This is a genomic window from Alloalcanivorax balearicus MACL04 (assembly GCF_025532145.1).
GTDB classification, from domain to species: domain Bacteria; phylum Pseudomonadota; class Gammaproteobacteria; order Pseudomonadales; family Alcanivoracaceae; genus Alloalcanivorax; species Alloalcanivorax balearicus.
This window is the reverse complement of the sequence record NZ_ARXS01000003.1, coordinates 50,878-74,259: the sequence shown is the minus strand read 5'-3', so window position 1 is coordinate 74,259 and position 23,382 is coordinate 50,878. Positions and strand designations below refer to the sequence as shown.

21 protein-coding genes are annotated in these 23,382 nt (G+C 62.7%); 12 read left to right on the top strand and 9 right to left on the bottom strand.

The window, feature by feature from the left end:
- Positions 1-48 precede the first annotated feature (48 nt).
- The 5 genes from MA04_RS03795 to MA04_RS03775 all read right to left on the bottom strand — a co-directional run bounded on the left by MA04_RS03795 (position 49) and on the right by MA04_RS03775 (position 4,504).
- On the bottom strand, positions 49-873 hold the full coding sequence (locus MA04_RS03795; protein ID WP_262459510.1) for a rhomboid family intramembrane serine protease: 825 nt from the start codon (positions 871-873) through the stop codon (positions 49-51).
- Complete coding sequence (locus MA04_RS03790; RefSeq protein ID WP_262459509.1) at positions 870-1,889, bottom strand: aminopeptidase; 1,020 nt, start codon at positions 1,887-1,889, stop codon at positions 870-872. Before MA04_RS03790 ends, MA04_RS03795 begins: the two co-directional genes overlap by 4 nt.
- A gap of 20 nt (positions 1,890-1,909) precedes the next feature.
- Positions 1,910-2,476, bottom strand: coding sequence for an elongation factor P-like protein EfpL (gene efpL, locus MA04_RS03785; protein ID WP_022995566.1), 567 nt, complete (start codon positions 2,474-2,476; stop codon positions 1,910-1,912).
- Between the two features lie 433 nt (positions 2,477-2,909).
- Entirely contained in the window at positions 2,910-3,680 is a 771-nt protein-coding gene (locus MA04_RS03780) for a lysophospholipid acyltransferase family protein (RefSeq protein ID WP_262459504.1), read from the bottom strand.
- Positions 3,680-4,504, bottom strand: coding sequence for a GNAT family N-acetyltransferase (locus tag MA04_RS03775; protein ID WP_014995653.1), 825 nt, complete (start codon positions 4,502-4,504; stop codon positions 3,680-3,682). The genes MA04_RS03780 and MA04_RS03775 overlap by 1 nt, the downstream gene beginning before the upstream one ends.
- A gap of 244 nt (positions 4,505-4,748) precedes the next feature.
- Between MA04_RS03775 and MA04_RS03770 the strand changes: the two genes are divergently transcribed.
- Together MA04_RS03770 and MA04_RS03765 are read left to right on the top strand one after the other, a co-directional pair.
- Positions 4,749-5,774 (top strand): ABC transporter substrate-binding protein, encoded by a 1,026-nt coding sequence (locus MA04_RS03770; RefSeq protein WP_080531338.1) that lies wholly within the window; start codon positions 4,749-4,751, stop codon positions 5,772-5,774.
- Entirely contained in the window at positions 5,771-7,252 is a 1,482-nt protein-coding gene (locus MA04_RS03765; protein ID WP_262459503.1) for an amidohydrolase family protein, read from the top strand. The genes MA04_RS03770 and MA04_RS03765 overlap by 4 nt, the downstream gene beginning before the upstream one ends.
- A gap of 5 nt (positions 7,253-7,257) precedes the next feature.
- Here MA04_RS03765 and MA04_RS03760 read toward each other — a convergent pair whose 3' ends face one another.
- Positions 7,258-8,163, bottom strand: a complete 906-nt coding sequence (locus tag MA04_RS03760; RefSeq protein ID WP_080531339.1) for a LysR family transcriptional regulator — start codon at positions 8,161-8,163, stop codon at positions 7,258-7,260.
- A 170-nt stretch (positions 8,164-8,333) separates the two neighbouring features.
- On the opposite strand from MA04_RS03760, the gene MA04_RS03755 reads away from it, so the two are divergent.
- Genes MA04_RS03755 through MA04_RS03725 form a run of 7 tightly spaced genes read left to right on the top strand, consistent with a single transcriptional unit; the run spans position 8,334 to position 14,650 of the window.
- Entirely contained in the window at positions 8,334-9,107 is a 774-nt protein-coding gene (locus MA04_RS03755) for a cysteine hydrolase family protein (protein WP_244168487.1), read from the top strand.
- Positions 9,108-9,149: 42 nt separating this feature from the next.
- Positions 9,150-10,178 carry an ABC transporter substrate-binding protein gene (locus MA04_RS03750; RefSeq protein ID WP_080531341.1) on the top strand — a complete coding sequence of 343 codons (1,029 nt, stop codon included), beginning with the start codon at positions 9,150-9,152 and terminating at the stop codon, positions 10,176-10,178.
- Positions 10,179-10,185: 7 nt separating this feature from the next.
- Entirely contained in the window at positions 10,186-10,977 is a 792-nt protein-coding gene (locus MA04_RS03745; RefSeq protein WP_080531342.1) for an SDR family NAD(P)-dependent oxidoreductase, read from the top strand.
- A gap of 10 nt (positions 10,978-10,987) precedes the next feature.
- Positions 10,988-12,460 (top strand): dihydroorotase, encoded by a 1,473-nt coding sequence (locus MA04_RS03740; RefSeq protein ID WP_080531343.1) that lies wholly within the window; start codon positions 10,988-10,990, stop codon positions 12,458-12,460.
- Positions 12,442-13,260 carry an ABC transporter ATP-binding protein gene (locus MA04_RS03735; RefSeq protein WP_262459501.1) on the top strand — a complete coding sequence of 273 codons (819 nt, stop codon included), beginning with the start codon at positions 12,442-12,444 and terminating at the stop codon, positions 13,258-13,260. Before MA04_RS03740 ends, MA04_RS03735 begins: the two co-directional genes overlap by 19 nt.
- Positions 13,257-14,039 (top strand): ABC transporter permease, encoded by a 783-nt coding sequence (locus tag MA04_RS03730; protein ID WP_262459499.1) that lies wholly within the window; start codon positions 13,257-13,259, stop codon positions 14,037-14,039. The genes MA04_RS03735 and MA04_RS03730 overlap by 4 nt, the downstream gene beginning before the upstream one ends.
- Complete coding sequence (locus MA04_RS03725; protein WP_080531345.1) at positions 14,036-14,650, top strand: LOG family protein; 615 nt, start codon at positions 14,036-14,038, stop codon at positions 14,648-14,650. The genes MA04_RS03730 and MA04_RS03725 overlap by 4 nt, the downstream gene beginning before the upstream one ends.
- 81 nt (positions 14,651-14,731) lie before the next feature.
- On the opposite strand, the gene MA04_RS03720 is transcribed toward MA04_RS03725, so the two are convergent.
- Positions 14,732-15,142, bottom strand: a complete 411-nt coding sequence (locus MA04_RS03720; protein WP_022995579.1) for a DUF3830 family protein — start codon at positions 15,140-15,142, stop codon at positions 14,732-14,734.
- Positions 15,143-15,298: 156 nt separating this feature from the next.
- Here MA04_RS03720 and MA04_RS03715 point away from each other — a divergent pair, with 156 nt between their 5' ends.
- The gene (locus MA04_RS03715; protein WP_262459498.1) at positions 15,299-16,045 is read left to right on the top strand and encodes a dienelactone hydrolase family protein; all 747 of its coding nucleotides are present in this window, start codon (positions 15,299-15,301) and stop codon (positions 16,043-16,045) included.
- 33 nt (positions 16,046-16,078) lie between these two features.
- Here the strand turns inward: MA04_RS03715 and ppc are convergent, their stop codons facing one another.
- Positions 16,079-18,742, bottom strand: coding sequence for a phosphoenolpyruvate carboxylase (gene ppc, locus MA04_RS03710; protein WP_262459497.1), 2,664 nt, complete (start codon positions 18,740-18,742; stop codon positions 16,079-16,081).
- 203 nt (positions 18,743-18,945) lie between these two features.
- Here ppc and MA04_RS03705 point away from each other — a divergent pair, with 203 nt between their 5' ends.
- Together MA04_RS03705 and MA04_RS03700 are read left to right on the top strand one after the other, a co-directional pair.
- Positions 18,946-19,896, top strand: a complete 951-nt coding sequence (locus MA04_RS03705) for a GGDEF domain-containing protein (RefSeq protein ID WP_163127162.1) — start codon at positions 18,946-18,948, stop codon at positions 19,894-19,896.
- A 64-nt stretch (positions 19,897-19,960) separates the two neighbouring features.
- Positions 19,961-21,658 carry a serine protease gene (locus MA04_RS03700; RefSeq protein ID WP_262459496.1) on the top strand — a complete coding sequence of 566 codons (1,698 nt, stop codon included), beginning with the start codon at positions 19,961-19,963 and terminating at the stop codon, positions 21,656-21,658.
- On the opposite strand, the gene MA04_RS03695 is transcribed toward MA04_RS03700, so the two are convergent.
- The gene (locus MA04_RS03695; protein WP_163127160.1) at positions 21,625-23,283 is read right to left on the bottom strand and encodes an FAD-dependent monooxygenase; all 1,659 of its coding nucleotides are present in this window, start codon (positions 23,281-23,283) and stop codon (positions 21,625-21,627) included. The genes MA04_RS03700 and MA04_RS03695 overlap by 34 nt on opposite strands.
- Positions 23,284-23,382: the final 99 nt, after the last annotated feature.

The window sequence follows — 23,382 nt, the reverse complement described above, 5'->3', positions numbered from 1 at the left end:
ACCGACCAAACTCAAACGACCGTTGGAAACCGGCCATAACGCTCTGCCTCACGCCGGCCGCTGACGGCGCCAGAGCCCCACCGCGGTGCCAATCGCCATGCCGCTGAGCAATCCGGCCAGATGCGCTGAGTTGGCGACGATGCCGGAGAGCCCCACATAACAGATCACCAGCCACACCAGCATCAACACCACCACTTCCCTGCGCAGTTGGTAACCGGCCCCCGGATTGACCTTGCCGTACAGCCACAGATACCCGAGCAGGCCATACACCACACCGGACAGACCACCGAAATTGGGGCCGGTGTCGTAAAACTGAGCAAGGTTGCTGATGGCGGCGGTGGCCAGGGTGATCCACAGCAGTTGAAAACTGGACTGGAACCGTTCAATCACCCGGCCCAGATCGCACCACCACAACAGATTGAACAGGATATGCAGAAGCGACATGTGCAGCAGCATCGGGGTGACCACCCGCCACGGCTGCACGGCCAGTCCGTCCAGGGAAGGCGGAAACATCAGCGCCGCGTAAAGCCGGTCTCCCAGTAAAAAGGGTGACAGATACACCAGAACACAGAGCACCAGCCCGCTCTTGGTCACCAGCCCCAGGCTGCGAAACCAGCCACCGCTGAACAGCGCCTGCCGCGGCACGTCGGCGGGCGCGTTGCTGTGCCAGGCGTCTTCCTGCCAGCGCCGGTCATCCGGGCTGGCCAGGAATGCCTGGCACAGCTCGCGGGCCTCCTCAAAGCGGTCCGCCGCCACGGACAGCACCTGGCCATCCTGTTCCTGCCGCAGCTCCGCGCGGATACCGCGTTGCCCCAGCATATGCACCAACCGCGCGGCGAGCGCGGCGTTGTTCACGCGAACCAGTTCAATCATGGAATCTCCTGCTGCCAGCGCCGCCGGGCCCGCGGGTCATCGGCGAGCCGCTCCACCTGCTCCCAGAAGCAGTGCCAGTGCCCGCCACAGCCTAACAGAAGGGCCTGGAAAGCGGGCACCAAACCGTAATAATCCCCCACCCCGTTGAGCTGGGCATTATTGAGCGGGCCCTGGAAGAAGCCCTGATAGGCGTCCAGGGCGGACAATTGGCGGCGCTCGGACTGATAGCGCTGACGCAACTGGCCAATCAGCCGGTCCTTGCGTTCGGTCATGGTCCGCGCCGGCACATCAGTGGCGTACAACCGGGTCAGGGCCGCGCGGGTGTCGGCCACCATGGCCAGGAAGGCGGCACGGGCACGGTCCACATCACGCCAGCGCTCCAGGTCCACGGCCAGATCATGGCCGGCAAGGAACCGGGTAGTGCCTTCACGGGCCACCATGGTGGCCAGGGACTCGTTGAAGCGGGTATCGCCCTTCACATACAACCGTCGGTGTACCAGCTCATGCAGCAGCAGGTCCACCATGTCGGCGCGGGAACGATTCATCATCGGTGTGGTGAGCGGGTCGTTGAACCAACCCAGAGTGGAGTACGCGGCGGCGCCGCCCACGTAGGTGTCGAAACCCTGCTCGTCGAGATCACGCGCCGCGCGCAAGGCGGCCTCCCGATCAAAATAACCGCGATAGCTGACACAGCCGGCAAACGGGTAACACCAGGTTTCCGGCGTCAAGGAGAACGCCGGCGCGGCCATCAGGTTCCATACTACCGCCCGGCTTTCCAGGGCCACGTATTGGCGATAGACACCGCGCGCGGGCAATCCCATGCGGTCGGCGGCGAAGTCCAGCACCTCCTCCGCCAGCCGCAGATTATCCCGCACCCGTTGCGGTGTGGCCGGATCGGCCAGAGCATCGGACAGCGGCTGCCGTTTCGACATCAGAGACCAATGCCCTTTTATTGCCTGGCCGTAATAGCCCAGTTGGCAGCCGGAGAGCACCGCCACCACAATGACAGCAGCCAACAGCCAGATCCGTTTACGCCTCATGCGCGGGACATGAACTTCCGTTCCAGGGTATTGACCTTCACCCGCTCCCCTTCCTGAATGTACTCCGGCACCTGAATCACCAGACCGGTTTCCAGGGTGGCGGGTTTGGTGCGGGCACTGGCGGAGGCGGCTTTCATCGCCGGCGCCGTTTCCTGAATGGTCAGCTCCACCGCCTGCGGCAGCTCCAGGCCGATCACCGAATCACCGACCCGCAAGGCCAGCAACCCGCCGGTGTCCTCGGTAACGAACGCCAGCTCGTCCTCGATGTCCTCGGATCGCAGCGGGTATTGGGTGAAATCCTCCTCGTCCATGAAGATATGCTCGGCGCCGTCCACATAGGAGAAACGCACCGGGCGGCGCTGCAGATCCACGGTGGGCACGTCGTCGTCCCCCTTGAACCGCTCCTCGAACTTGGAGCCGCCGCCGACAGCCGTGGCCCGAACCCGGTAGAGGGTGGCGGCACCGCGGGCGGAAGGGGATTGCACTTCGATCTGGCGAATCACGTAGAGGCCGCCGTTATGCTCGATCACATCGGATTTCTTCAGGTCGCTGGCGCGGGTCACAAAACAATCCTCACTGAATGGTCGCCGGCTATTCTAGCCCAGAGGGCAAGTGCGGTCCCATAGTTAGCTGGCACGCTGACTTGGAGAGATAAATTCGCACTGTATTCGCTGCTGCCCAGGCAGCTTTCCACCGACCTGACCACGAAGCCTGTGGGAGATTCTATGGTGCCCTGCAAGCGAATGTGTCAATGCCAGAGGGCCTGAATTCGCCAGCAAGCTGGCTCCCACAGTTTCTGCTACGAAGCCGCTGTGGGAAGCTTGCTTGCAAGCGAATGTCCCAGCGCCGGAAGGGCCAGAATTCGCCAGCAAGCTGGTCTCCCACAGCCTTTCTACAGGGCCGCTGTGGGAGCTTGCCTGCAAGCGAATGGGCTTCCGGACGCCGAGATTCGCTTGCAGGCAAGCTCCCACAACGGCATCCAGGTTTCCGCGAGGATTACAACTGCCCGGAAATCCACTCCCGGGCGCGTTCGCTCAGGCGCTTGGGGTTGTCGTCCGCCGGCAAGGGTGTGCCGAAGGTCAGATCGACGATGACCCGTGGACGGCCCAGCAGCCGCCACAGATGATGGTGGAACTCGTCGTTACCGACGAACGCCAGAGTCGGATCAAAGTCGCCGTTATGGTCCCGGTAACGCAGCGCCACCGGCTGCACCGGCGCCTGATCAGCGGCGGCCAGCAACTGCGGGAAAAACCGCCGCACAGCCCGGCCATCCGTGGTAGTGCCCTCGGGGAAGACCAACACCGAACGGCCGCCCACCAGGCGCTCGCGGATTTCCTCGACCTTGCGGCTGACTTCTCCGCTGCCGCGACGGATGAACAAGGTCCCCACATTGCGGGCCAGCCAGCCGATCACCGGCCACTCGGCCACTTCCGCCTTGGACAACATATCGCACGGCCGCAGCGCACCGATCACGGGAATGTCCAGCCAGGAAACGTGGTTGCTGATCAACAGCATGGCGCCACCGGCCGGGGCGCCGGTCACCCGCAGCCGCACGCCCAACAGGGACAGCAGCCGCAAATACCAACGCTGCTTGGCCATCACCATGGCCGGATGAGACTGCGGATAGCGGGCACGCAGCCACAACGCCTCCAGCACCCCCGCCAGAATATGCAGGATCACCAGAGGCAAACGCCAGGCGCGGCGCCATGCCGCCGCCAAACCGGTGCCATGGCGGTCGGCGGCGGCGGACGTCTCCATCCGTTCCATTACACCGCCTGTGCCGGTTGCAGGAAATGCTGGACGTAGCGGCTGGGCAGATCGTCCACCGCCAGCAGAATGAAGTAATCCAGACAGTTGAAATCCGGATCCCAGCACGGTTCGCCGCAGACCTTGGCGCCCATGCGCAGGTAGGCCTTGAGCAGTGGCGGCATGCGCTTGCCGTTCTCCAGCGGATCGCCGGGCAGACTTTCCAGACGGTACCGCGGTGACACCCGGTATTGCGCCGGTGCTCTGTGATTCTCGCGAATATGCTGGTCTATGGCGGCCACGTTATAACCCTCGCCCAGAGCGATACTGGCACAGCCGATCAGGTAACGGGTGTTCTGCTCGATCATGTAACGGGCCAGCCGTGCCCACAGCACGGTGATCACGGCGCCGCCGCGATGGCGCGGGTCGATGCAGGTGCGGCCAATCTCCGCCACCTGGCCATCCAGATGCCGCACCAGGGGCATGTGAAACTCACCCGTGGAGTAAAAGCCGCCGGTGCGCGCCACCCGATCACCAGGCAGCACCCGGGTATAACCCACCAGTTCCCCGGTCTGGTTATCGCGCACCACCAAATGCAGACAATGGCGGTCGAAGCGATCCCGGTCCAGGCCGAACGGAGCATGGAAGCTGGCGCCATACTCCTCGGAGAAAATCCGGTAGCGCATGCGCTGCACTTTCAGGATCTCGCGTCGAGACCGGGTAAAGTAGGCGCTGAAACGGCTGTTGTTGGTATTCGCCTCTTCCCGCTCACGGGCAGGCTGGCGGAAAACCACCCGCCATTGCGGCTTAAGGGCTTTCAATTTTCCAGCGGCTTGCGCAAGCATAACGGGCTCCATGGCTCTTTTTCCGGCAGTCTGGAAGCCGGCCATGTCGACGCCGTGACAGCCTTGTGACAGTTCCGCGACAGAACCTCCGCACCAATTACCCGCTCTCCGGCCATCAACAGGTGCCGCCACGGCAACGCGCCGTCGCCAAAAAAGAAATTATCCGGTCGCCACAATCCGTGTTTCATGGCCAGACCGGCGCCGCGCGCGGCGCTCTCTTTCGGTATCAAGCGGGGAAACCAACATGTTCTTAACCACCGCCAGAGCGCTGCTTGCCATATCCACCCTTTTTTGTGCTCTGCCCTCCATGGCGGACGGCCGTCTGCCCATTTCCTTCGTTCTCGACTGGAAACTTCAGGGCGTGCACTCGTGGTACTACCTGGCCGAGGACCGAGGCTACTTTGATCGGGAAAACATCGAACTGAACATCGATCAGGGCGATGGCTCCGCCGCCACCGTCACCAAGATCATGGCGGGAACCTATCAGGCCGGTTTCGGTGACGTTAACGCGATTATCCAGAACGCGGCCCGGCGCCCGGAACGCACACCGGTGATGGTCTACATGGTTTATAACCGGGCGCCCTTCGCCATAATGACGCTGGCTGACGGCCCCATTCACAGGCTCGAGGACCTGCAAGGTGCCCGCCTGGGATCACCGGCCGGCGGCGCGGCAATGCGCATGTTCGACACCCTGGCCCGTCTCAATAACCTGGACGCCGACAGCGTCGAGTGGGTCAACATGGCTCCCAACCTCCAGGAACAGATGTTGCTCCGCGGCGAAGTGGATGCCTCCGCGGTATTCTCGGTGACCAGCTATGTAAACCTGCTGGCTCAGGGCAAGGACCCGGAGCAGGACGTGCGCTGGTTTCATTACGCCGACCACGGCGTGGCCCTGTACGGTAACGGTGTAATGGTCTCACCCGAACTGATTGAGCAGCATCCGCAGACCGTGCGCGGGCTGGTAAGGGCAATCAACCACGGTATTCGCGATGCCATCGCCGATCCGGACGCGGCCATCGAGGCCTTGGCCAAACGGGAGCCACTGATCAACAAGACCCTGGAAAAACAGCGCCTTCTTTACACCCTGAAAACCGTGATGCTGACGCCGGAGGTCAGTGACAATGGTCTGGGCCAAACGGACCCCGAGCGTCTGGCCCGATCTATCGAGCAGGTTGCCGACGTATTCGAGCTACCCGCCAGACCCAGCGCCAGTCGCGTTTTTACCGATGAATTCCTGCCCCCCAGGGCGCAACGTCAGGCCGCACAATGAACACGCCCGCTCCTTGGCATTGCGAATGGCTGCTGCCAGCACCGGGACAGCGCCCGGCCCAGCGGGGCGCCCGCTTGCAATGGAACTGCACCAACTTGACCTCGTGGCGGAATCTGGCCGCCGATGACCCCGTTCCCCCTCGGGGACTGGTACTGCCGGCACTGGCCAATGCCCATGACCATGCCCGCGGCTTTCGCAACGCCAGCCTTGGCGCCTTCGGCGAACCCCTGGAAAGCTGGTTGCCATTTCTTGGCTGGATGCCGCCAATGCCGCCTTATCTGTGCGCGGCCACTTCCCTTGCCCGGTCCGCACGCCACGGTGTGGTCAACGTCCTGGTCCATTACACCCGCGTGCAAGGCGGCCTGCCTTACCTGGAAGAGGCTCGGGAGGTGGGCCGTGCCGCCCGCGATGTTGGCGTGCATATCGGCTTCGCCGTGGCACTAAGGGATCGTCAGTCTCTCGCCTATGCTCCGGACCACACCGTGCTGGAGCGGCTGTCCCCCGCGATTCGCGACGCTATCCGTCGCCAACTCGCCAGCCCGGCGCTGCCCGTGGCCGAGCAATTGGCACTGGTCGAGGAAGTGGCTGCCGCCTGCGCCGACTACCCAATGACGGTGCAGTATGGTCCTACCGGCGTGCAGTGGTGCTCCAACGCTTTGCTGGAAGGCGTGGCGCAGGCGTCCTCCGATCAACAAAGACCAGTGCACATGCACTTGCTGGAAACCAGGCGGCAAAGACAATGGGCCGATCACGCCTTCCCCGGCGGCATCGTCCACCATCTGGACCAACTGGGACTGCTCACTCCCCAGCTGACCCTGGCGCACTGCACCTGGTGCCGGCCGGACGAACTGGCCCTGCTGGCGGAACGGGGGGTCACCATCGCCGTCAACACCAGCTCAAATCTGCTGTTGGGCTCCGGTATCGCGCCGTTTGAGGAAATGCAGCGTCAGGGCTGCCGGGTGGCCATGGGGCTGGACGGTCTGGCACTGGATGAAGACGACGACGCTTGGCGCGAATTACGTCTGACCTGGGCCCTGCATCGGGGGCGTGAATTCCGGCCGGCGCTGGACGCCGCCACCCTTTGGCGATTCGCTGCCGTCAACGGCCGGCGTGCGGTCACCGGCAAACTGGATAGCGGCGGCGTGATCGACGACGGCGCTCCGGCGGACCTGATCATGCTGGACTGGGACGCTCTCAACGACGACGGACTCTGGCCCGACCACGACCCCTGGCCGCTAATACTGGCGCGGGCCAATGGCCGCCATATCAACAAGGTGGTGGCCTCGGGGCGGCTGATCGTCGACCAAGGCCGGTTGCTAACCGTGGACGAAACCGCGCTCACCGGCGAATTGCATCGACGCGCGCGGCATGCCATTGACCGCGACAGTGCCGAAATACAGGCATGGCGCCGGACTCTCGCCACATTCAGCCGCGAGCTGGAAGCCTTCTATTACCATCAAGGGCATTGCTGTGGCTGAGATGGTCAGGCCAACAGTGCCGCCGGCTCGGCCAGGTGCCGTTTCAGATGTTCAGCGAAACTGTACGCGGCCACCGGCAAGCGGCGGCCGCGCAGCTGCGCCAGCAGCAGTTTGCCGCGGGGGAAGCCATGATCTTCAATTTCCCGAGCCACCAGCTCACCGCCGTCGGTGAGTGCGCCCACCGAAATCTGGAATGAAACTGCTTGTTCGCGATGCAGAAAGCCGCGCAGAAACTCAAAGGAATTACTTTGCACGGCCGGCGCGAAACGCACCGAACTGCGGGCCAGAAAGCGGTCCAGCATTTCTCGCCCGGCGGTGCCCCTTCCCGCCAGAGCCAATGGCCAGCCAACACAATCCCGGAGCCGTAGTGACGGCTTCTCCACCAACGGATGGGTATGGTGCATCCACGCCACCAGCTTCTGCTCGTAGGAACCAAGCACCTGCAGATCCGGCTCCGGCTGCAGGTTGAAGACCAGCGCCAGGTCGCTGTCAAAGTCACGCAGTACGTCCAGCGCGTGTAGATGATCGGCGACGTTCACTTCGAATTCCACCGCCGGGTGCGCTTCACGAAACGCCTGCACCGCATGGGGCAGAAACACCGGCGCCAGCGCCTGGCTGCACACCAGCCGCACCAGGCCACGCCGCAGTCCGGACAGATCCTCGATATTGGACCGCACGCGCTCCAGCTCCGCCGTGCGATCACGGATATAGGCAACGAACAGCTCCCCGGCGGCGGTGAGGCGCATTCCCCGCGGCAGCCGTTCGAAGATCGGCGCCCCCAATTCGTCCTCCAGGTCCTGAATCCGGCGAATCACCGCCGAGGGGGCCACATGCAAGCGCTCCGCGGCCTGCCGCACCGACCCCGCCCGTGCCACCTCATCCACGTAACGAAGAAACCGAAGGTGATTCATAGCTCTGCCCGTCTGTTGTGATGGTCGATCACGCAAGCAGGTTTAGTGCCATATACCGTTGCCAAAATCGCAACAGTTAAACGCCAAAAAAGCAGTAAAAGAGAACAGCGGATGGCACGTGGCGTGCTTGGTTACTGGCGTTGAATACAACGTGAAGAGCGATGCCGGACATGACCCAGCCCCCGATCACCAAGATGCGCCCCCTTAGCCAACAATGGCATGACACCGAACAAGGCGTCAGCCTGATCCGATCTCCCCTGCCGGCCCGCCCCATTACGATGCAAGCGCAGCCGGAATGCATCGAATTGGACCTCAACCGTACCCAGTTGGTGGTGGTCGACATGCAGAACGATTTCTGCCACCCGCAAGGCTGGTTCGGTATCCAGGGAGTCGATATTTCACCGATGCGCTCACCGCTGACCACCCTGATCCCGCTGGTGGACGGCTGGCGTGCACTGGGCTACCCGGTGCTGTGGCTGAATTGGGGAATTCGTCCGGACTGCGCCAATCTCAGCCCCACACAGTTGCACAAGGGACGGCGCCTGCCCGGCGGTATTGGTTACGGCGACGCCCTACCCGGCCAGGACAGCCGCGCCGTGGTGGCTGGCGATTGGGGCGCGCGCAACGTCGATGAACTGCCGCCGCGGGAAGGCGACCTGTTGATTCACAAACATCGCCTGAGCGGATTCTGGGACAGTGAGCTGGATTCGGTGCTGCGTCAGCGTGGCATCACCACCTTGCTGTTCGCCGGCATCAACACCGACCGCTGCGTGTTCAGCACGCTGCAGGACGCCGCCTTTCTAGGTTACGACTGCGTGCTGCTCGAAGACGCGTGCGGCACGCCCTCTCCGCAGTACGTCAGCGACGCCATTTATTTTCTTGTTCGCCAGTTACACGGCTTCGTCGGCCGCGCCACGCATCTGCTCGACGCCTGCGCACCGTGACACCGGTTTTCATTCCATAACCGCCAACGTTAAGGATTTGCCATGACATCGTTTACCCGTCTGCTTCGCTACGGCCTTATGGCCGGCCTAATGGTCAGCGCCGCCCTGGCCGGCGCTGATACCCGTTTGAAGATGGTGCTCAACTGGAAATACGAAGGCTCCCAGGCCTGGTTCTTCCTGGCCAAGGAAAAAGGTTACTTCAAGGAGGAAGGTATCGATGTGGTGCTCGACCAGGGCGAAGGCTCCGCCGCGTCCATCGGCAAGGTCGCCAGCGGCGCCTATGACGTCGGCTTCGGCGACACCAACGCCATCATCGAGGCCGCCTCCACCCATCCGGAGCACGCCCCGGTGGCGGTCTACATGATCTACAACACGCCGCCCTTTGTGATCGCGGTAAAAAGCGACAGTGACATCAAAACGCCGGACGACCTGTCTGGCAAAACCCTGGCCGGCCCAGCCAACGACGGCGCGCTGAAACTGTTCCCGGCGCTGGCCCGCCAGGTCGGCCTGGACACCGATTCGGTGAACATTCTCAACGTGGCGCCGAACCTGCGCGAACAAACGCTGCTGCGTGACCGGGCCGACGGCATCTTTGGTTACCTCAATACGATCCGCTTCTCCGCCAAACTGGTGGGCATGAACCCGGACCAGGACCTGCGCTTCATCCGCTACAGCGACCATGGTCTGGATCTGTATTCCAACGCGGTGTTCTTCTCCCAGGACATCATCAACGAAAAACCGGAAGTCGTGCACGGCTTCGTGCGGGCGCTGAACAAAGCAATCAAGGAAGTGATCGCCGATCCGGACGCCGGCGTCGGCTACGTGCTGAAGCAGGAACCACTGCTGAACAGGGAAGTGGAGAAAGCCCGCCTTCTGGCCACTCTGCAATGGGAAATGAACCACCCGGAAATCGGGAAAATCGGCCTGGGCGCGGTGGATCAAGCCCGTCTCAAACGCAGCATCGATATCGACGTGCAAGCGAAAAACCTGCCACGCGTCCCCACCGTGGAACAAATCTTCGACAGCCGTTTCCTGCCTGCCGAGGAAGATCGTATTCATCAATTGAAATGAGGACGGCATGAAGCTCAATCTGCAAGGAAAAAACGTCATCATCACCGGCCCGGCCAAGGGCATGGGCCGGACCGTCACTCTGGCGTTCGCCGCCGAAGGGGCCAATCTGGCGCTTACCGGTCGGGACATCGCGGCGATTGAACCGGTCGCCGAGGAAGCCCGCGCTCTGGGCGTGATCGCCACGGTACTGCGCTGTGACCTGAGCATCGGTGCGCAAGTGAACACGATGGTCGCTGAAGCGGAAAAAACGCTCGGCCCCATCGACGCCCTGATCAATGTCGCCGGCGGCTCTGGCCCAATCGGCAAGACCGGCTGGGAGACCACCCAGGAAGAATTCGACGACATCGTCCGGATCAATATGACCGGCTGCTTCAACACCATGCGCGCGGTGCTGCCCGGCATGATCGCCAACGGCGGCGGCAAGATCGTCAACGTCGGCGGCACCTTCGGTATGCACGGCCGCGCCGGGCGTATGGCCTATTCCGCCTCGAAATGGGGACTGCGCGGCATTACCAAAAGCTTCGCCATCGAAGCCGGCCCGCACAACATCAACGTCAACTGCGTGGCGCCGGGCATGGTCGACGGCCCCCGCTTCCGTGACAAAGTCTGCGCCAACATGGCCGCCGCCCAGGGCATTTCGCTGGAACAGGCGATGCAGCGTCACGCCGAGGATTATGCCCTGCGGCGTGTCACCACCGACCAAGACGTGGCGCACGCCTGCCTGTTCCTGGCCAGCGAGGTGTCACGCCAGATCACCGGTGTGGACCTGCCGGTGGATGGCGGCTGGGCCGCCTTATAAGGAGAAGAGTATGAAAACGGTAGATACGGTTATTCGCGGCGGCACCGTGGTGTCGTCCCAGCGGATAGTGAAAGCCTCCGTGGCCATCGATAATGGTCTGATCGTCGCTGTCGGCGATGATGAGGTTATGCCCGACGCGCGGGAAACGGTGTCCGCCGAAGGGCTCTATGTTTTGCCCGGTGCCATCGATAGCCATGTCCACTTCCGCGATCCAGGCTATCCGCACAAGGAAACCTGGAAAACCGGCTCGGCGGCGGCCGCTTGCGGCGGCGTCACCACGGTATTCGACATGCCTAACACCAACCCGCCCACCGGCACGTTGGAAGCCCTGGCGATGAAACTGAAGGCGGCGGAAAGTTCCTACGTGGACTTCGGCATCCACGCGCTGTTCGACGACAGCACAGTGGCAACCCTCATCGACCTGCTCGACGGCGGCGCCACCAGTTTCAAGGCGTTCGTCGGCAATACCTTCGGCAATCTGCCCGCCCCCAGTGACGGCGCTCTGCTGGAAGGCTTTGAAACACTGGCACCGCTGGGCATCCGCACCACCGTGCACGCGGAAAATTCCTCGATCATGGCACGGCGCCAGAAACATCTGCGCGAAGCCGGCCGTACCGATCCTCTGGCGCATCTGGCGGCGCGGCCGGCGGTTGCTGAAATCGAGGCCATCGGCCGCATCATCACTCTGGCGGAGTGGACTGGCGCGCGGGTCCACATCGCCCACCACAGTGCCGCTGATTCCCTTTATCTGTTGCGTGAAGCGAAACGGCGCGGCGTCGATGTTACCGCCGAAACCTGTCCCCAGTATCTGTTGCTCAATACCGTCAACATGCTCGACCTGGGCGGTCTGCTGCGGGTCAATCCACCAGTACGCGAGCCACGCCACAACGAGCCATTATGGCGGGCCTTGCTCGACGGCGTGATCGACATGATCGCCACCGACCACGCTCCCCATGCGCCGGAGGAGAAAACCCGCGACGATATCTGGGAATGCGACTGCGGCTTTCCCGGCGTGGAAACGCAAATGCCGTTGATGCTCACCGAAATCAATGGCGGCCGCGCGGCGATAACCGACTATGTGCGCTGGAGTGCCGAAGCCCCAGCCCGGGCCTGGGGCTTGCAGGGTGTCAAAGGAGTGATCGCCCCCGGCGCCCATGCCGATATCGTCCTGGTGGACATGGGCCGCAGCGAAAATCTCTCCCAGTACCGCTTGCAGTCAATCGGCAAGATCTCCCCCTGGCACGACCGGCAAGTCAAAGGCTGCCCACTGCACACCATGGTGCGCGGTCGTTTCGTGGTGCGTGACGGTGAGCTTCTGGAACACACCGCGGGTTGGGGCCAATCGATAAAACCGGTGCAACGAATGCCGCCTGCGCGGGTCGCTCACCCGGATACCACCACCCGTGCCATCACTGAGCCGGGCGCGGCGGAGCGGGAAGCCAGAGCTACTGCCGGGGAAGCATCATGCAAGATACACCGCTGATCGAACTGTCCCAGGTTACCGTTCGCTACGGCGATCCGGATAGCGGCACCCTGGCCTTGACACAGACCAGCCTGCGCATCGACCGCGGCGACTTTGTCGCCCTGGTCGGCCCCAGCGGCTGTGGCAAATCCACCATTCTGAAACTGGTGGCGGGATTGCTCACCGCCAGTTCCGGTGGCGTGCTGCTGAACGGCCGTGAAGCCAACTGCAAAGGCATCGGCATCGGTCTGGCGTTTCAGAATCCGACCATGATGCCCTGGCTTACGATCCGCGAGAACATCATGATCCCGTTGAAAATCGTCGAGCCATACCGCGGCCAGTATGCGCGCAAGAAGAAAGGCGAATTCGCGGAGAAAGCCGATGCCATGCTGGCCCGGGTCGGGCTGGCCGGCTTCGGTGACAAACGGCCCTGGGAGCTGTCCGGCGGCATGTTACAGCGGGCCTCGCTATGCCGGGCACTGATCCACGAGCCGCAATTATTATTGCTCGACGAGCCCTTTGGGGCCCTCGATTCATTCACCCGGGAGGAACTCTGGGACATTCTCCAGCAGTTGTGGATGGACACCGGCTCCACTGTCCTGCTGGTTACCCACGATCTGCGCGAGGCGGCGTATCTGGCCAACCGGGTTTGTGTCATGTCATCCCGGCCCGGGCGCATTCTGGAAGATTGTCCGGTGCCATTTCCTCGTCCACGCAGTGAGGAGACCACTTATCAGCCGGAGTGCGTCAGTCTGATTCACAGTCTGCGCAAACAGATCGCCGATGCCCGCGCCGGCGAACCCACCCAGGAGAACGCATGATGAAACCGCTGAAGACTCAACAACGCCAGCGCCTACTGTCGGCCATGGTACTGATCGGTTTTTTTCTGCTCTGGGAACTGGCCTGCCTGGCGTTCCAGGTTTCCGATCTGGTGCTACCTCGGCCGACACAAATCTTCCTTGTCCTGTTTGAAAAAATGCCGCTGCTCTGGCCACATACGGTGCAAACGCTCTATACCACTCTGTTGGGTTTTGCCCTGGGAGTGATCAGCGGTGTCCTGCTCGGCGTCATGGTCGGCTCCTCGCGGCTGGCCTACAATGTGGCATATCCGTTACTGGTGGGATTCTCCAGTATTCCCAAGGTAGCCGTGGTGCCGATTTTCGTGGTGTGGTTCGGTGCCGGCACGGTCCCGGCGGTGCTCACGTCGATGATCATCAGTATCTTCCCGGTGGTGGTCAACGTGGCCACCGGCCTGGCCAGCACCGAGCCGGAATTCGAGGATGTGCTCAAGGTACTCGGCGCCAGCAAAAGAGATGTTCTCTGGAATGTCAGTCTGCCGCGGGCACTGCCCTACTTGTTCGCTTCCCTGAAAGTCGCCATCACTCTGGCTTTCGTCGGCACCGTTCTGTCCGAGTCGGTGGCCGCCAACAAAGGCATCGGTAACGTCATGATGATCGCCAGCGGCAACTTCGACGTTGCCCTGGTGTTTGCCGGGTTGATCATTCTTGCGGTAATGGGCGTGTTGCTGTACGCGCTTTCCGCTTACATCGAGCACCGCGTTACCGGCTGGGCCCATCGCAAAACCGAGAGCATGACATGAACCAGAACACTCAGGCATTACAACGCATTGCCGTATTCTGCGGCTCCAATTTCGGCACCCACGATGACTACCGGGAACAGGCGGCGGCCCTCGGCGCACTGCTGGCGGAGCAGGGTATTACCCTGGTTTACGGCGGCACCAGCAAAGGGCTGATGGGAGTGGTGGCAGACGCCGCCCTCGCCGCCGGCGGCGAGGTGCTTGGTGTCATTAATCGCCGATTATTCGAACGCGGCCATCTCCATCCCCGGCTCTCAGGCCATGAGGTAGTGGACAATATGCGCCAGCGCAAAGCGCGCATGGCGGAACTGGCCGACGCCTTCATCGCTCTGCCCGGCGGTCTGGGGACCCTGGAGGAATTGCTGGAAGCGGCAACGCTGAGCCAGCTGCGCGATCACGTCAACCGCCCCAGCAAGGCCTGTGGCGCGCTGAATATTCGCGGCTTCTATTCGCCATTGCAGGCGTTACTGAGCCATGCCGCGGCCGAAGGGTTCATGCCGGCCGCCCACCTGGATCTCATCACCGTGGCGGATACGCCGGCAGAGTTACTGGCCGAGTTGGAGCAGTGGGTTCCGCCGGACGTCAACAAATGGATCGGCCAGCCCGGCTCCTGATCCGGGGCCGTCGGAGGGCACGCCGGTCGCGCCCTCCCGGGTTCCGCGCTGTCGCCAGTGACGACCGCATTTTTCTGACCATCACGCTTTCTCGAAAACAATATCCTGCGCCCCTTCCCACAGTACTTTCTCCCCCAGCGCGCGCAAATTCTCCTTGCCCTGGACAATGCTGAGGAAATGATTTCCGGCCAATTGGCCCATTTGGCTGGAGAAGCAGCAACTGCCATAGGCCATAATGATCTCGGTTTCGCTGTAGCCGCCGGGGTAGAACAGAATGTCACCTACCGAGGGATGGCTGGTGTGGTTCTCGAATGTCACGCCCAACTTCCAGTCACCGAGCGGAATCCAACAGCCCTCACCGCTCCAACGCACATGAATGAGGCGCTGACGGTAAGGCAGCAGCGCCTCGAACGCCGCCACGGTGTTCGGCGCATCGGCCTGGGTTTCGGCGACAAACGTAAAGCCACCGGCGGTGATACGAATCAAAGACATAGAATGTTATCCATAAGCAATGAGCAATATTGCCGGCTTAACGATACCCAAAAGCGCCGGCTTTTACCGGTCCGGAAAGGTGGTTTAAAACCACGACAACGTTGCCGGACAGGCAACGGTTAATTCCGGCTCGTTCATCCACCATAGGACCCTGCCATGAACGCTGAAGCGATAAACCTGTCCTTGCCCGACGGCCATCCGATGCGGGCACGCTGGATCGTTCCCGCCGAGAACAACGGTCTGGGGGCGGGCGTTATCGTGATCCACGATATTTTCGGTTATACCCCGGATGTGCAGCGTATCGCCGAGCGGCTGTCACGGGCCGGCTACCCGGTGCTGGCGCCGGACCTCTACGACCGGGCCGGCGGCAAAGCCTCCTGCGTGGTGAGAACGCTGCGCGATCATGAACGGGGACGGGGCTTCGCCTTCGAACAACTGGAAACCTGCCGCCAATGGTTGTTGCAGCAAAGCGACACCGAGGTCACCAAGGTAGGTGTAATGGGTTTTTGCATGGGCGGCCGTTTTGCCCTGTTGTTCGCGGCGCGGGCGCCGATACAAGTGGTGGCGCCGTTTTATGGCGGTGTGCCGAAACAGGCCGAATCACTCCGTGGTATCTGCCCGGTCGTCGGCGGCTGGGGGCGCAAGGATCTGATTTACGGGAATCATGGCGACCGTCTGGCGGGCCATCTGACCCGACTGGATGTTCCCCACGACATACGCACCTACGATCATGCCGGCCATTCTTATATGAACGACCACCAGACGTTTACTTTCAAGCGGCTGGGCTGGTATTCACCGCTGCGTTCCCGGCATGATCCCGACGCCGCCGAGGACAGCTGGCGCCGGGTGTTGTCGTTTTTCGGGAAGACATTGCGGGAGGCGGAACCCGCCATTCATGGCTAAAGCGGAACATCGCCCGGTCTGGGACATAACCACTCAGCCAGTGTTGCGCAGGCCGGCGGCGATGCCGGCGATGGTCACCATCAAGGCGCTTTCCAGCACTTTGTCGGAATCGCGGTCACGCAGACGGGCCATCAGTTCCGCCTGCAACAAGTGCAGCGGATCGGTGTAGGGATCTCGCACGCGGATCGACCAACGCATGACCGGGTTGTTATCGAGCAGATCACCACGGCCGGTCAGACGGCCCAGGGCCTCCACGGTACCGGCCAGACGCTGGCGCAGGGAATCGCCCAGCCGCATCAGGTCGGCGTCATCGGTGAGCCGCTCCTCGTACCAGGCGGCCACCCGCGAATCCGCTTTCGCCAGCACCATTTCCAACATGTCCACCACGCCCTGGAAAAACGGCCAGTGGCTGGCCATTTCCCGTATCCGGTCGATGTCGGACTGATCTTCCAGGGCGGCTTCCAGGGCGGCACCGGTGCCCAGCCAGGCCGGCAGCATCAGACGGATCTGTGTCCATGCGAACACCCAGGGAATAGCGCGCAGGGATTCAATACCGCCGTCGCTTTTACGCCGCGCCGGGCGGCTGCCCAGGGCCAGACGACTGAGCTCGGTTTCCGGCGTCACCGTGCGCAGATAACGCACCAGCGCCGGATCATCGCGCACCACCTGACGGTAGCCTTCCACCGATACCCGGGTGAGCTTCTCCATTTGCTCACGCCATTGTGGCTGCGGCTCGCGAGGCGGCAACAGCGTCGCTTCCAGGGTCGCGGCGACATACTGCTCCAGATTGAACGCGGCCACCGACGGGCGGCCATATTTGAAGCGAATCACTTCACCCTGCTCGGTGACGCGGATGCGCCCGGCCACCGAACCGGACGGCTGGGACAGCAGCGCCATGCGCGTGGGCGAGCCGCCACGGGAAATGGAACCGCCACGGCCATGGAATAATGTCAGCGGCATGCCGTGCTCGCGGAACAGTGCGGTGAGTTTTTCCTGAGCGCGGAACTGGGCCCAGGCGGCACCGAGGAAACCGGCGTCCTTGGCGGAATCGGAATAGCCAATCATCACTTCCTGGCCACCCTTGACCCGCTCCCGATAAAACGGAATCGACAACAGCGCGGACATGGTCTCCCCGGCGTTATCCAGATCGTCCAGGGTCTCGAATAACGGCACCACGCGCATCGGCCGGGTCACTCCGGCGATCTTCTGCAGCAGCATCACCGCCAGCACATCCGAGGGCGCGCGCGCCATGGAGATGACATAGGCGCCCAACCCTTCCGGTCCTTGTTCAGCGATCACCTTGCAAGTGTCCAGCACCTCACGTACCTGCGGGTCACACAACTCGCTCCGGTAAAACAACTCATCCACCAATGGTCGGCGATTCTCCAGCTCGGTCAGCAGAAAACGTTGCCGCTCAGCTTCATCCCATTCCAGATAGGAGCCCAGTTCCAGGTAGCGGGTGATGGCATCGATGGTGTCGGCGTGCCGGCCAGACTCCTGACGCACGTCCAGACACAATAACGTGATGCCAAAGCAACTCAGGCGGCGCAGGGTGTCCTTGAGCTGGCCGTTGGCGATGGACTCAAGCCCGACGGCGCGCAGGGAACGGTCCAGCAAGCGTAATTCGTCACGCAACTGGGCCCCGTTGAGAAAGCCCTCGCCATCCGGCACCGGCCGTTCTTCCACCAGCGCTTCCATGCGGCGCCGTGTGACCTTGAGACGGTCACGCACATCACGCAGCACTACGCGGTAGGGTTCATGGCTGGGCCCGGTGCGAGCCAGCAGTTCGTCGCTGGCCCGATGCATGGACAGGTCCGCCAGCAAATTTTCCACATCACGCAAATACAGGTCCGCCGCCATCCAGCGCGCCAGCAACAATACCTCGCGGGTGACCAAGGCGGTGACGTTGGGATTGCCATCACGATCGCCGCCCATCCAGGAAGCCAGACGGACCGGCACCCAGTCCGCTGGCGGTGATGGCAGACCAGCCCGTTGCAATTCCTCATCGAGCTGTCGCATGAAGTCCGGCACTGCCCGCCACAGGCTTTGTTCGATGGTGGCGAAACCCCATTTGGCTTCGTCCACCGGCGTCGGTCTCTCGCGACGAATTTCGTCGGTGCTCCAGGCGGAAATAATCAGCTCACGCAAACGCTGTTCCAGCCGCTGCCGCTCTTCCCCGGTGAGATCCGGGCGATCCGATTCGGTGAGCAGGTCCGCCATCTGGTCGTACTTGCGAATCAACGTGCGCCGAGTCACCTCGGTGGGATGAGCGGTGAGCACCAGTTCCACTGACAGGTCCGTCAGGGTGTCGCGCACGGTTTGCGCCGACACCTGCCTGGCGGACAACCGCTCCAGCACATTGCGCAAACCCTGATCGCTGTCCGGGTCGCCGGGATAGCGCTGATGCTGACGGTGCAGACGCTCGCGATGATGTTGCTCGGCGATGTTGGCCAGGTTCAGGAACTGGCTGAACGCCCGTGCCACTTCCAGCAGGGCATCATCCTCCAGGGGATCGAGCAGAGCCCGCAGACGCGCCACCGACATTTCATCGTTGGAGCGGGTCTCCACCGCCGCCAGACGGATCCTCTCCACCGTTTCATACAGGTTCTCTCCCACCTGCTCACGCAACGTGTGGCCAAGCAATTCCCCCAGCCAACGAACATCTTCGCGCAACGGCGCGTGCTGATCCTGTTCCATCAATACGTCTCTCCGTTAATAGAGATCCTTCATGCTACCGGGAACGGGGGAACAGGCAATAGAACTATGGTCCGTGGCAACAATGGTCCGTGGCAAGAAAGGCCCCGCAAAATACCTTTTTACAACATTACGCCCATTGCAAGTCTTTATTCCCCGGGCCAGCTACCGCAACATAGGCGCATCTGGTTATCCACGGAACCTCAATGAACTCGACCAACCGCGTGTCCTCCGAACAGGGCGCCATCATTCTGCAGTACCTGGCCCGGGCCCTGTTCGCCGTGCTGGCGGTGATTTACTTCCATCACACCCCCCAGTTCTTCGTCACGGTGCCGGAAAGCACCCCTTGGCTGATCGCCGGGGCTTATTTGGGGCTGCAGTTACTGCTGCTGATCAGCCGTGCCGATTACGCGGTCATTCTCGCCTCGACCCTGGACATGGTGGTGCTCGGCGTGGTGATGCTGCTGGACGGCGGAGAACCACCGCCGACCATGGCACTGCTGTTCCTGGCGGTGCTCAGTAACGGCCTGCTGTACGGTCTGAAGCGTTTCCTGGTGATGCTGCTGGCCGCCGAAGTGGTCTTGGCCATCGTGTTGCCGATCCGCATGGCTTATCTGCCGGAAGGCGCCACGCAACCGGCCTCCGCCAGCCTGTTCCTGCTCGCCGCGCTGACCGTGTGCATGATCTATTTCGGGCTGATGATCTGGCGCAATCAGGTGCTGGGCCGGTCCGCCCTGGAAGCGGCCTGGAACGATCCGCAAACCGGTTTCATCAGCCGCGCCGCCCTGGTCAGCACCGCCGGTTGGATGATTCCCCTGCACGATCGCCTGTCCTCGCCGCTGACGGTAGTGTTACTGCAACACGACGACCTCAATGGCCTGGCGGACGTCATCATCCAAAGGCTGCGCCGCAGCGACGTGGTGGCCCGCAACGATGAACATCAGCTGGCTCTGCTGTTGCCCTGCACCGGCGGCGCGGAAGCCAGCCAGGTGATCGAACATCTGCGCCAGCGGGTGCCGGATCTGCGCGCCGCCGTGCTGACCCTGAACAGCTCCAACCTGGCTTTGGAACAGGTGCTGCATCATTTGCAGCAGGCCCTGCCCCGCAGCCGGGATGATGACACTCACTGGCTGGTGTACGCGCCGCCGCTGGATTAAAAAGACTCAGGAACCCCGGGAAGGGAGGCCCGGCCAACCCCATGTCGACAACAGGGGAAACGTCATGGTCCACCGCCTTACCCTTTTCATGCTTGCCCTGTCCGCACCTGTTCTGGCGGATGATTTCCAGACCTATATCGTCGGCGGCGAGGACGCTACCGGCGACTGGCCCTGGGCGGCGCTGGTGGAAATCGACTTCGGTGGAGGTAGCAGAGGTTACTGTTCCGGTTCCTTACTCAGTCCCGATCAGGTGCTGACCGCCGCGCATTGTTTCTTCGATGAAAACGGCCAACAAATCAACACCAGCGCGATCACCGTGCATATCGGCAGCGGTCTCAACGGCACCAATCCAACTCGCGCAGCCGGCGCCCATTATCTTCATCCTGACTACAACAACACCACCAATCCCCTCGGCAACGATATTGCCCTGATTCACTTGAGCACGGCCATCGACGTCTCGACTCTGCCCAGCCTGGTGGACGACGCCCATTTCGAAGAACTGCTTGCTCGTGATGCCACTGGTCGCGATGAAGCGCTCACCGCCATCGGCTGGGGCGCGACCACTACCGATCCGAACAACCAGACAGTCTCCCCTACTCTGCAGCAGGTGGCTCTGGACCATGTGCCGTTTTCCACCTGCAATCAAAGTTGGAACGGCTTCCTGACGCCGGTTCAAAGCAGCGTCATCTGCGCCGCCGAGCTGAACCCGCAAGACAACGAAACCGAGAACACCTGTCTGGGCGACTCCGGCGGCCCGCTGATTCTGGGCGACGATCCGGCGCCTTATATCGTCGGTCTGACCAGCTTCGGCTCCGCCGATAATTGCCAGGCCGGCCGCCCCACCGTGTTCAACCGGGTGCTGAACATGGTGGACTTCGTGGAAGAGAACGCCCCCCTGGTGGACGTAACGATCGAGAGTGGGCGCGAACGCTACTATGGCTCTCTGGGTGGGCAGACCACGGTCCCTGCCACGGTCATCAACGGCAGCCTGCAAAACAGCGCCCGCAACGTGATGATCCGGGCTGACGCCGATACCGGCATCGACGCTTCTTTGCAGTGGAGCGACTGTGACAACAACGGCGGCCCATTGGCGGGCGATGACCAGTGCACCCTGTCGTCGCTGACCGCCGGCAGCGACAGCAGCGGCCAGGTGCAAGTCAGCCACAACGGCGTCACCGAAGCCGACGCCACCCTGGCCCTGTCGGTGAGCAGCGACGAGGATGAATACCGGATCAAGAACAATCAGGCCCCGGTCACGGTGGTCTTCTCCAACCGGCCGGACCTCACCGTGAGCGCCGAGCAGACATCCGCTGATCTGGACAGCAATGGCCAGGGCATCGCCACCATCGCGGTGCGGGTCAGCAATCTCTCCACGGTGAACGCCGCCAGCGATGCCACCGTGGAGCTGACCCTGCCCGCCGGCACCACCGCCAGCGGTGACGATACCGTCCAGTGCGATACGTTGTGTTGGATAGGGCCCATGGCCAGCGGTGCCAGTGTCGATTTCACCCTGACTCTCACCAGCGGAACGCCGCAGACCGGCACGCTGACACTGGCCGCGGCCGACCAGAATGGCGGGGACTTTCCCCGGGATAATAACCAGCACGAGCTAACCGTGGCCTATTCCGGCGTCAAGGCCGCCAGCGACAGTGGCGGCGGCGGTTCGGGGGGTGGCGGGTCATTCGGAGTCGGGTGGCTGTTCGCACTGGCGGGGCTGGCGCTGCGTGCTCAGCCGCCGCGCCGGAACAACCGCTCCAGGTAAGCCAGCAGGAAGTCCGCGTCGGACAACGGCGCCCGGTAAGCCAGGTGGCCGTCCGGGCGCATCAGCCACAAACGGCTGCCATTACCGAAGTGTTCGGCGAAATCACCATCCTTGTCGTGCCACAGATGAGCCCGCCCCGGCGCCATGTCCGGCGCGGCCCCTTCCGGCGGCTCATTGAGGATCAGGGTGATGCGCAGCTCATTGAGGTATTCGTCCGGCACCCTGGAAAGCAGCGCATGCAGGATAACCCGGGTGGGATGATCCGGGGCCTCGCCCAGTTGCAACAACAGGTGATGGACCGGCTGGCGCAGCAGGCCGTGCAAATGTCGGGGCCCGCCATCGTGCAGCGACACCAGGGCAACATCCGGCACCCGGTCGCCGGGCAGCGGCCCCTGATGCCGCCATCCCAGATCCGCGTCCGGACCGGCATCCACCAGCGGCGAGGCGCGATAGTGGATGTCCAGTTGGCTGGCCCGACGCATTACCTTGTTTTCCGCGGGCGCGCGCTGGCCGGTCAGCTTCAATAACGAATCCCGGGCGCCACGCAGAAATGGCCGCCGTAACGTCGAGGTCCGGGACAACAGATTCACTTCACGCAGCATCTCCACCGCCACCGGCCGGCGCTCCTGCTGGTAGCTGTCGAGCAAGGCGCCACCACCGTAACCACGCAGGAACAGCACCAGTTTCCAGGCCAGATTCACGGCGTCGGCAATCCCGGTGTTCATACCCTGGGCGCCCATCGGACTCTGGATATGGCAGGCGTCGCCGGCGAGGAAAATACGATTGCGTCGATAATGGCTGACCAACCGGCGGTGCACCGAAAAGCGCGTCAACCAAATCGGTTCCGGTAGTTCAGGCACCGGTTCCAGCACCTGGGAGAGGCGTTCGCTCAACAGCGCCAAATCCCGTTCCGCGTCCGCCGGCCCCGGTTCCGCATCCTCTTCCAGCACGGTGATCAAACGCCAGCCGGACGGCAGCGGAATCGCCATCAGGGCACCGCCGGGGAGCAGGAAGCCGTGGCTCTGATCCTCCGGCAGATCCAGTTCCACATCCAGGTCCGCCAGCAGAAAGGTCTCCTCGTAATCCATGCCTTCGAAGGGCAGACCGAGCAATTCCCGCACCCGGGAATGCGCGCCGTCCGCCCCCACCAGGATCTCCGCTCCCACTTCGGTGACTTGTTCTCCAATACGGACCCGGGCCCGCACCCCGGCGCCATCCTGTGAGCAGTCGAGCAGTTCGGCGTCGCGCCACAGTTCCCCACCAAGGCTGCGGTAACGTTCCTCCAGCACCGCTTCCACCTGTGACTGCGGGCAACTGAGCAGGGCCGGCTCCGGCGTGTCCAGGGAGGTGAAATCCAGATGCAGCAGAGGCCCCTTCTCGCCATGGAGATTCACTGCCCGAATTGGACGGCTGCGTCCACGCAAGGTTTGCAGCACCCCCATGGCATCGAGGAATTCCAGGGTGCGGGCGTGCAGACCCAGCGCCCTGGACCAGGGCCGGCGTTGCGGCAGGCGGTCAATGATGCGGCAGGGAATACCGCCGCGCAGCAAATTGACGCCCAGGGCCAGGCCGGTGGGGCCGGCGCCGACGATCAGTACTTTGGCTTGACGTGATCCCGTGATCATGAATGCGATGCTACAATCGGTGTATGAAAAGCCGTCATGCGCGGCCGGCTCCCCGGAACAGGTGCGACGGCGGCCCCGCCGTCGAGGATGCCCGTGCAA

What these genes read in the sequence shown, in the direction of transcription:
- MA04_RS03795 (WP_262459510.1), bottom strand. Translation starts at nt 873, where the DNA reads ATGATTGAACTGGTTCGCGTGAACAACGCCGCGCTCGCCGCGCGGTTG.
- MA04_RS03780 (WP_262459504.1), bottom strand. Translation starts at nt 3,680, where the DNA reads ATGGAACGGATGGAGACGTCCGCCGCCGCCGACCGCCATGGCACCGGT.
- MA04_RS03775 (WP_014995653.1), bottom strand. Translation starts at nt 4,504, where the DNA reads ATGCTTGCGCAAGCCGCTGGAAAATTGAAAGCCCTTAAGCCGCAATGG.
- MA04_RS03770 (WP_080531338.1), top strand. Translation starts at nt 4,749, where the DNA reads ATGTTCTTAACCACCGCCAGAGCGCTGCTTGCCATATCCACCCTTTTT.
- MA04_RS03765 (WP_262459503.1), top strand. Translation starts at nt 5,771, where the DNA reads ATGAACACGCCCGCTCCTTGGCATTGCGAATGGCTGCTGCCAGCACCG.
- MA04_RS03760 (WP_080531339.1), bottom strand. Translation starts at nt 8,163, where the DNA reads ATGAATCACCTTCGGTTTCTTCGTTACGTGGATGAGGTGGCACGGGCG.
- MA04_RS03755 (WP_244168487.1), top strand. Translation starts at nt 8,334, where the DNA reads ATGACCCAGCCCCCGATCACCAAGATGCGCCCCCTTAGCCAACAATGG.
- MA04_RS03750 (WP_080531341.1), top strand. Translation starts at nt 9,150, where the DNA reads ATGACATCGTTTACCCGTCTGCTTCGCTACGGCCTTATGGCCGGCCTA.
- MA04_RS03745 (WP_080531342.1), top strand. Translation starts at nt 10,186, where the DNA reads ATGAAGCTCAATCTGCAAGGAAAAAACGTCATCATCACCGGCCCGGCC.
- MA04_RS03740 (WP_080531343.1), top strand. Translation starts at nt 10,988, where the DNA reads ATGAAAACGGTAGATACGGTTATTCGCGGCGGCACCGTGGTGTCGTCC.
- MA04_RS03735 (WP_262459501.1), top strand. Translation starts at nt 12,442, where the DNA reads ATGCAAGATACACCGCTGATCGAACTGTCCCAGGTTACCGTTCGCTAC.
- MA04_RS03730 (WP_262459499.1), top strand. Translation starts at nt 13,257, where the DNA reads ATGATGAAACCGCTGAAGACTCAACAACGCCAGCGCCTACTGTCGGCC.
- MA04_RS03725 (WP_080531345.1), top strand. Translation starts at nt 14,036, where the DNA reads ATGAACCAGAACACTCAGGCATTACAACGCATTGCCGTATTCTGCGGC.
- MA04_RS03720 (WP_022995579.1), bottom strand. Translation starts at nt 15,142, where the DNA reads ATGTCTTTGATTCGTATCACCGCCGGTGGCTTTACGTTTGTCGCCGAA.
- MA04_RS03715 (WP_262459498.1), top strand. Translation starts at nt 15,299, where the DNA reads ATGAACGCTGAAGCGATAAACCTGTCCTTGCCCGACGGCCATCCGATG.
- ppc (WP_262459497.1), bottom strand. Translation starts at nt 18,742, where the DNA reads ATGGAACAGGATCAGCACGCGCCGTTGCGCGAAGATGTTCGTTGGCTG.
- MA04_RS03705 (WP_163127162.1), top strand. Translation starts at nt 18,946, where the DNA reads ATGAACTCGACCAACCGCGTGTCCTCCGAACAGGGCGCCATCATTCTG.
- MA04_RS03700 (WP_262459496.1), top strand. Translation starts at nt 19,961, where the DNA reads ATGGTCCACCGCCTTACCCTTTTCATGCTTGCCCTGTCCGCACCTGTT.
- MA04_RS03695 (WP_163127160.1), bottom strand. Translation starts at nt 23,283, where the DNA reads ATGATCACGGGATCACGTCAAGCCAAAGTACTGATCGTCGGCGCCGGC.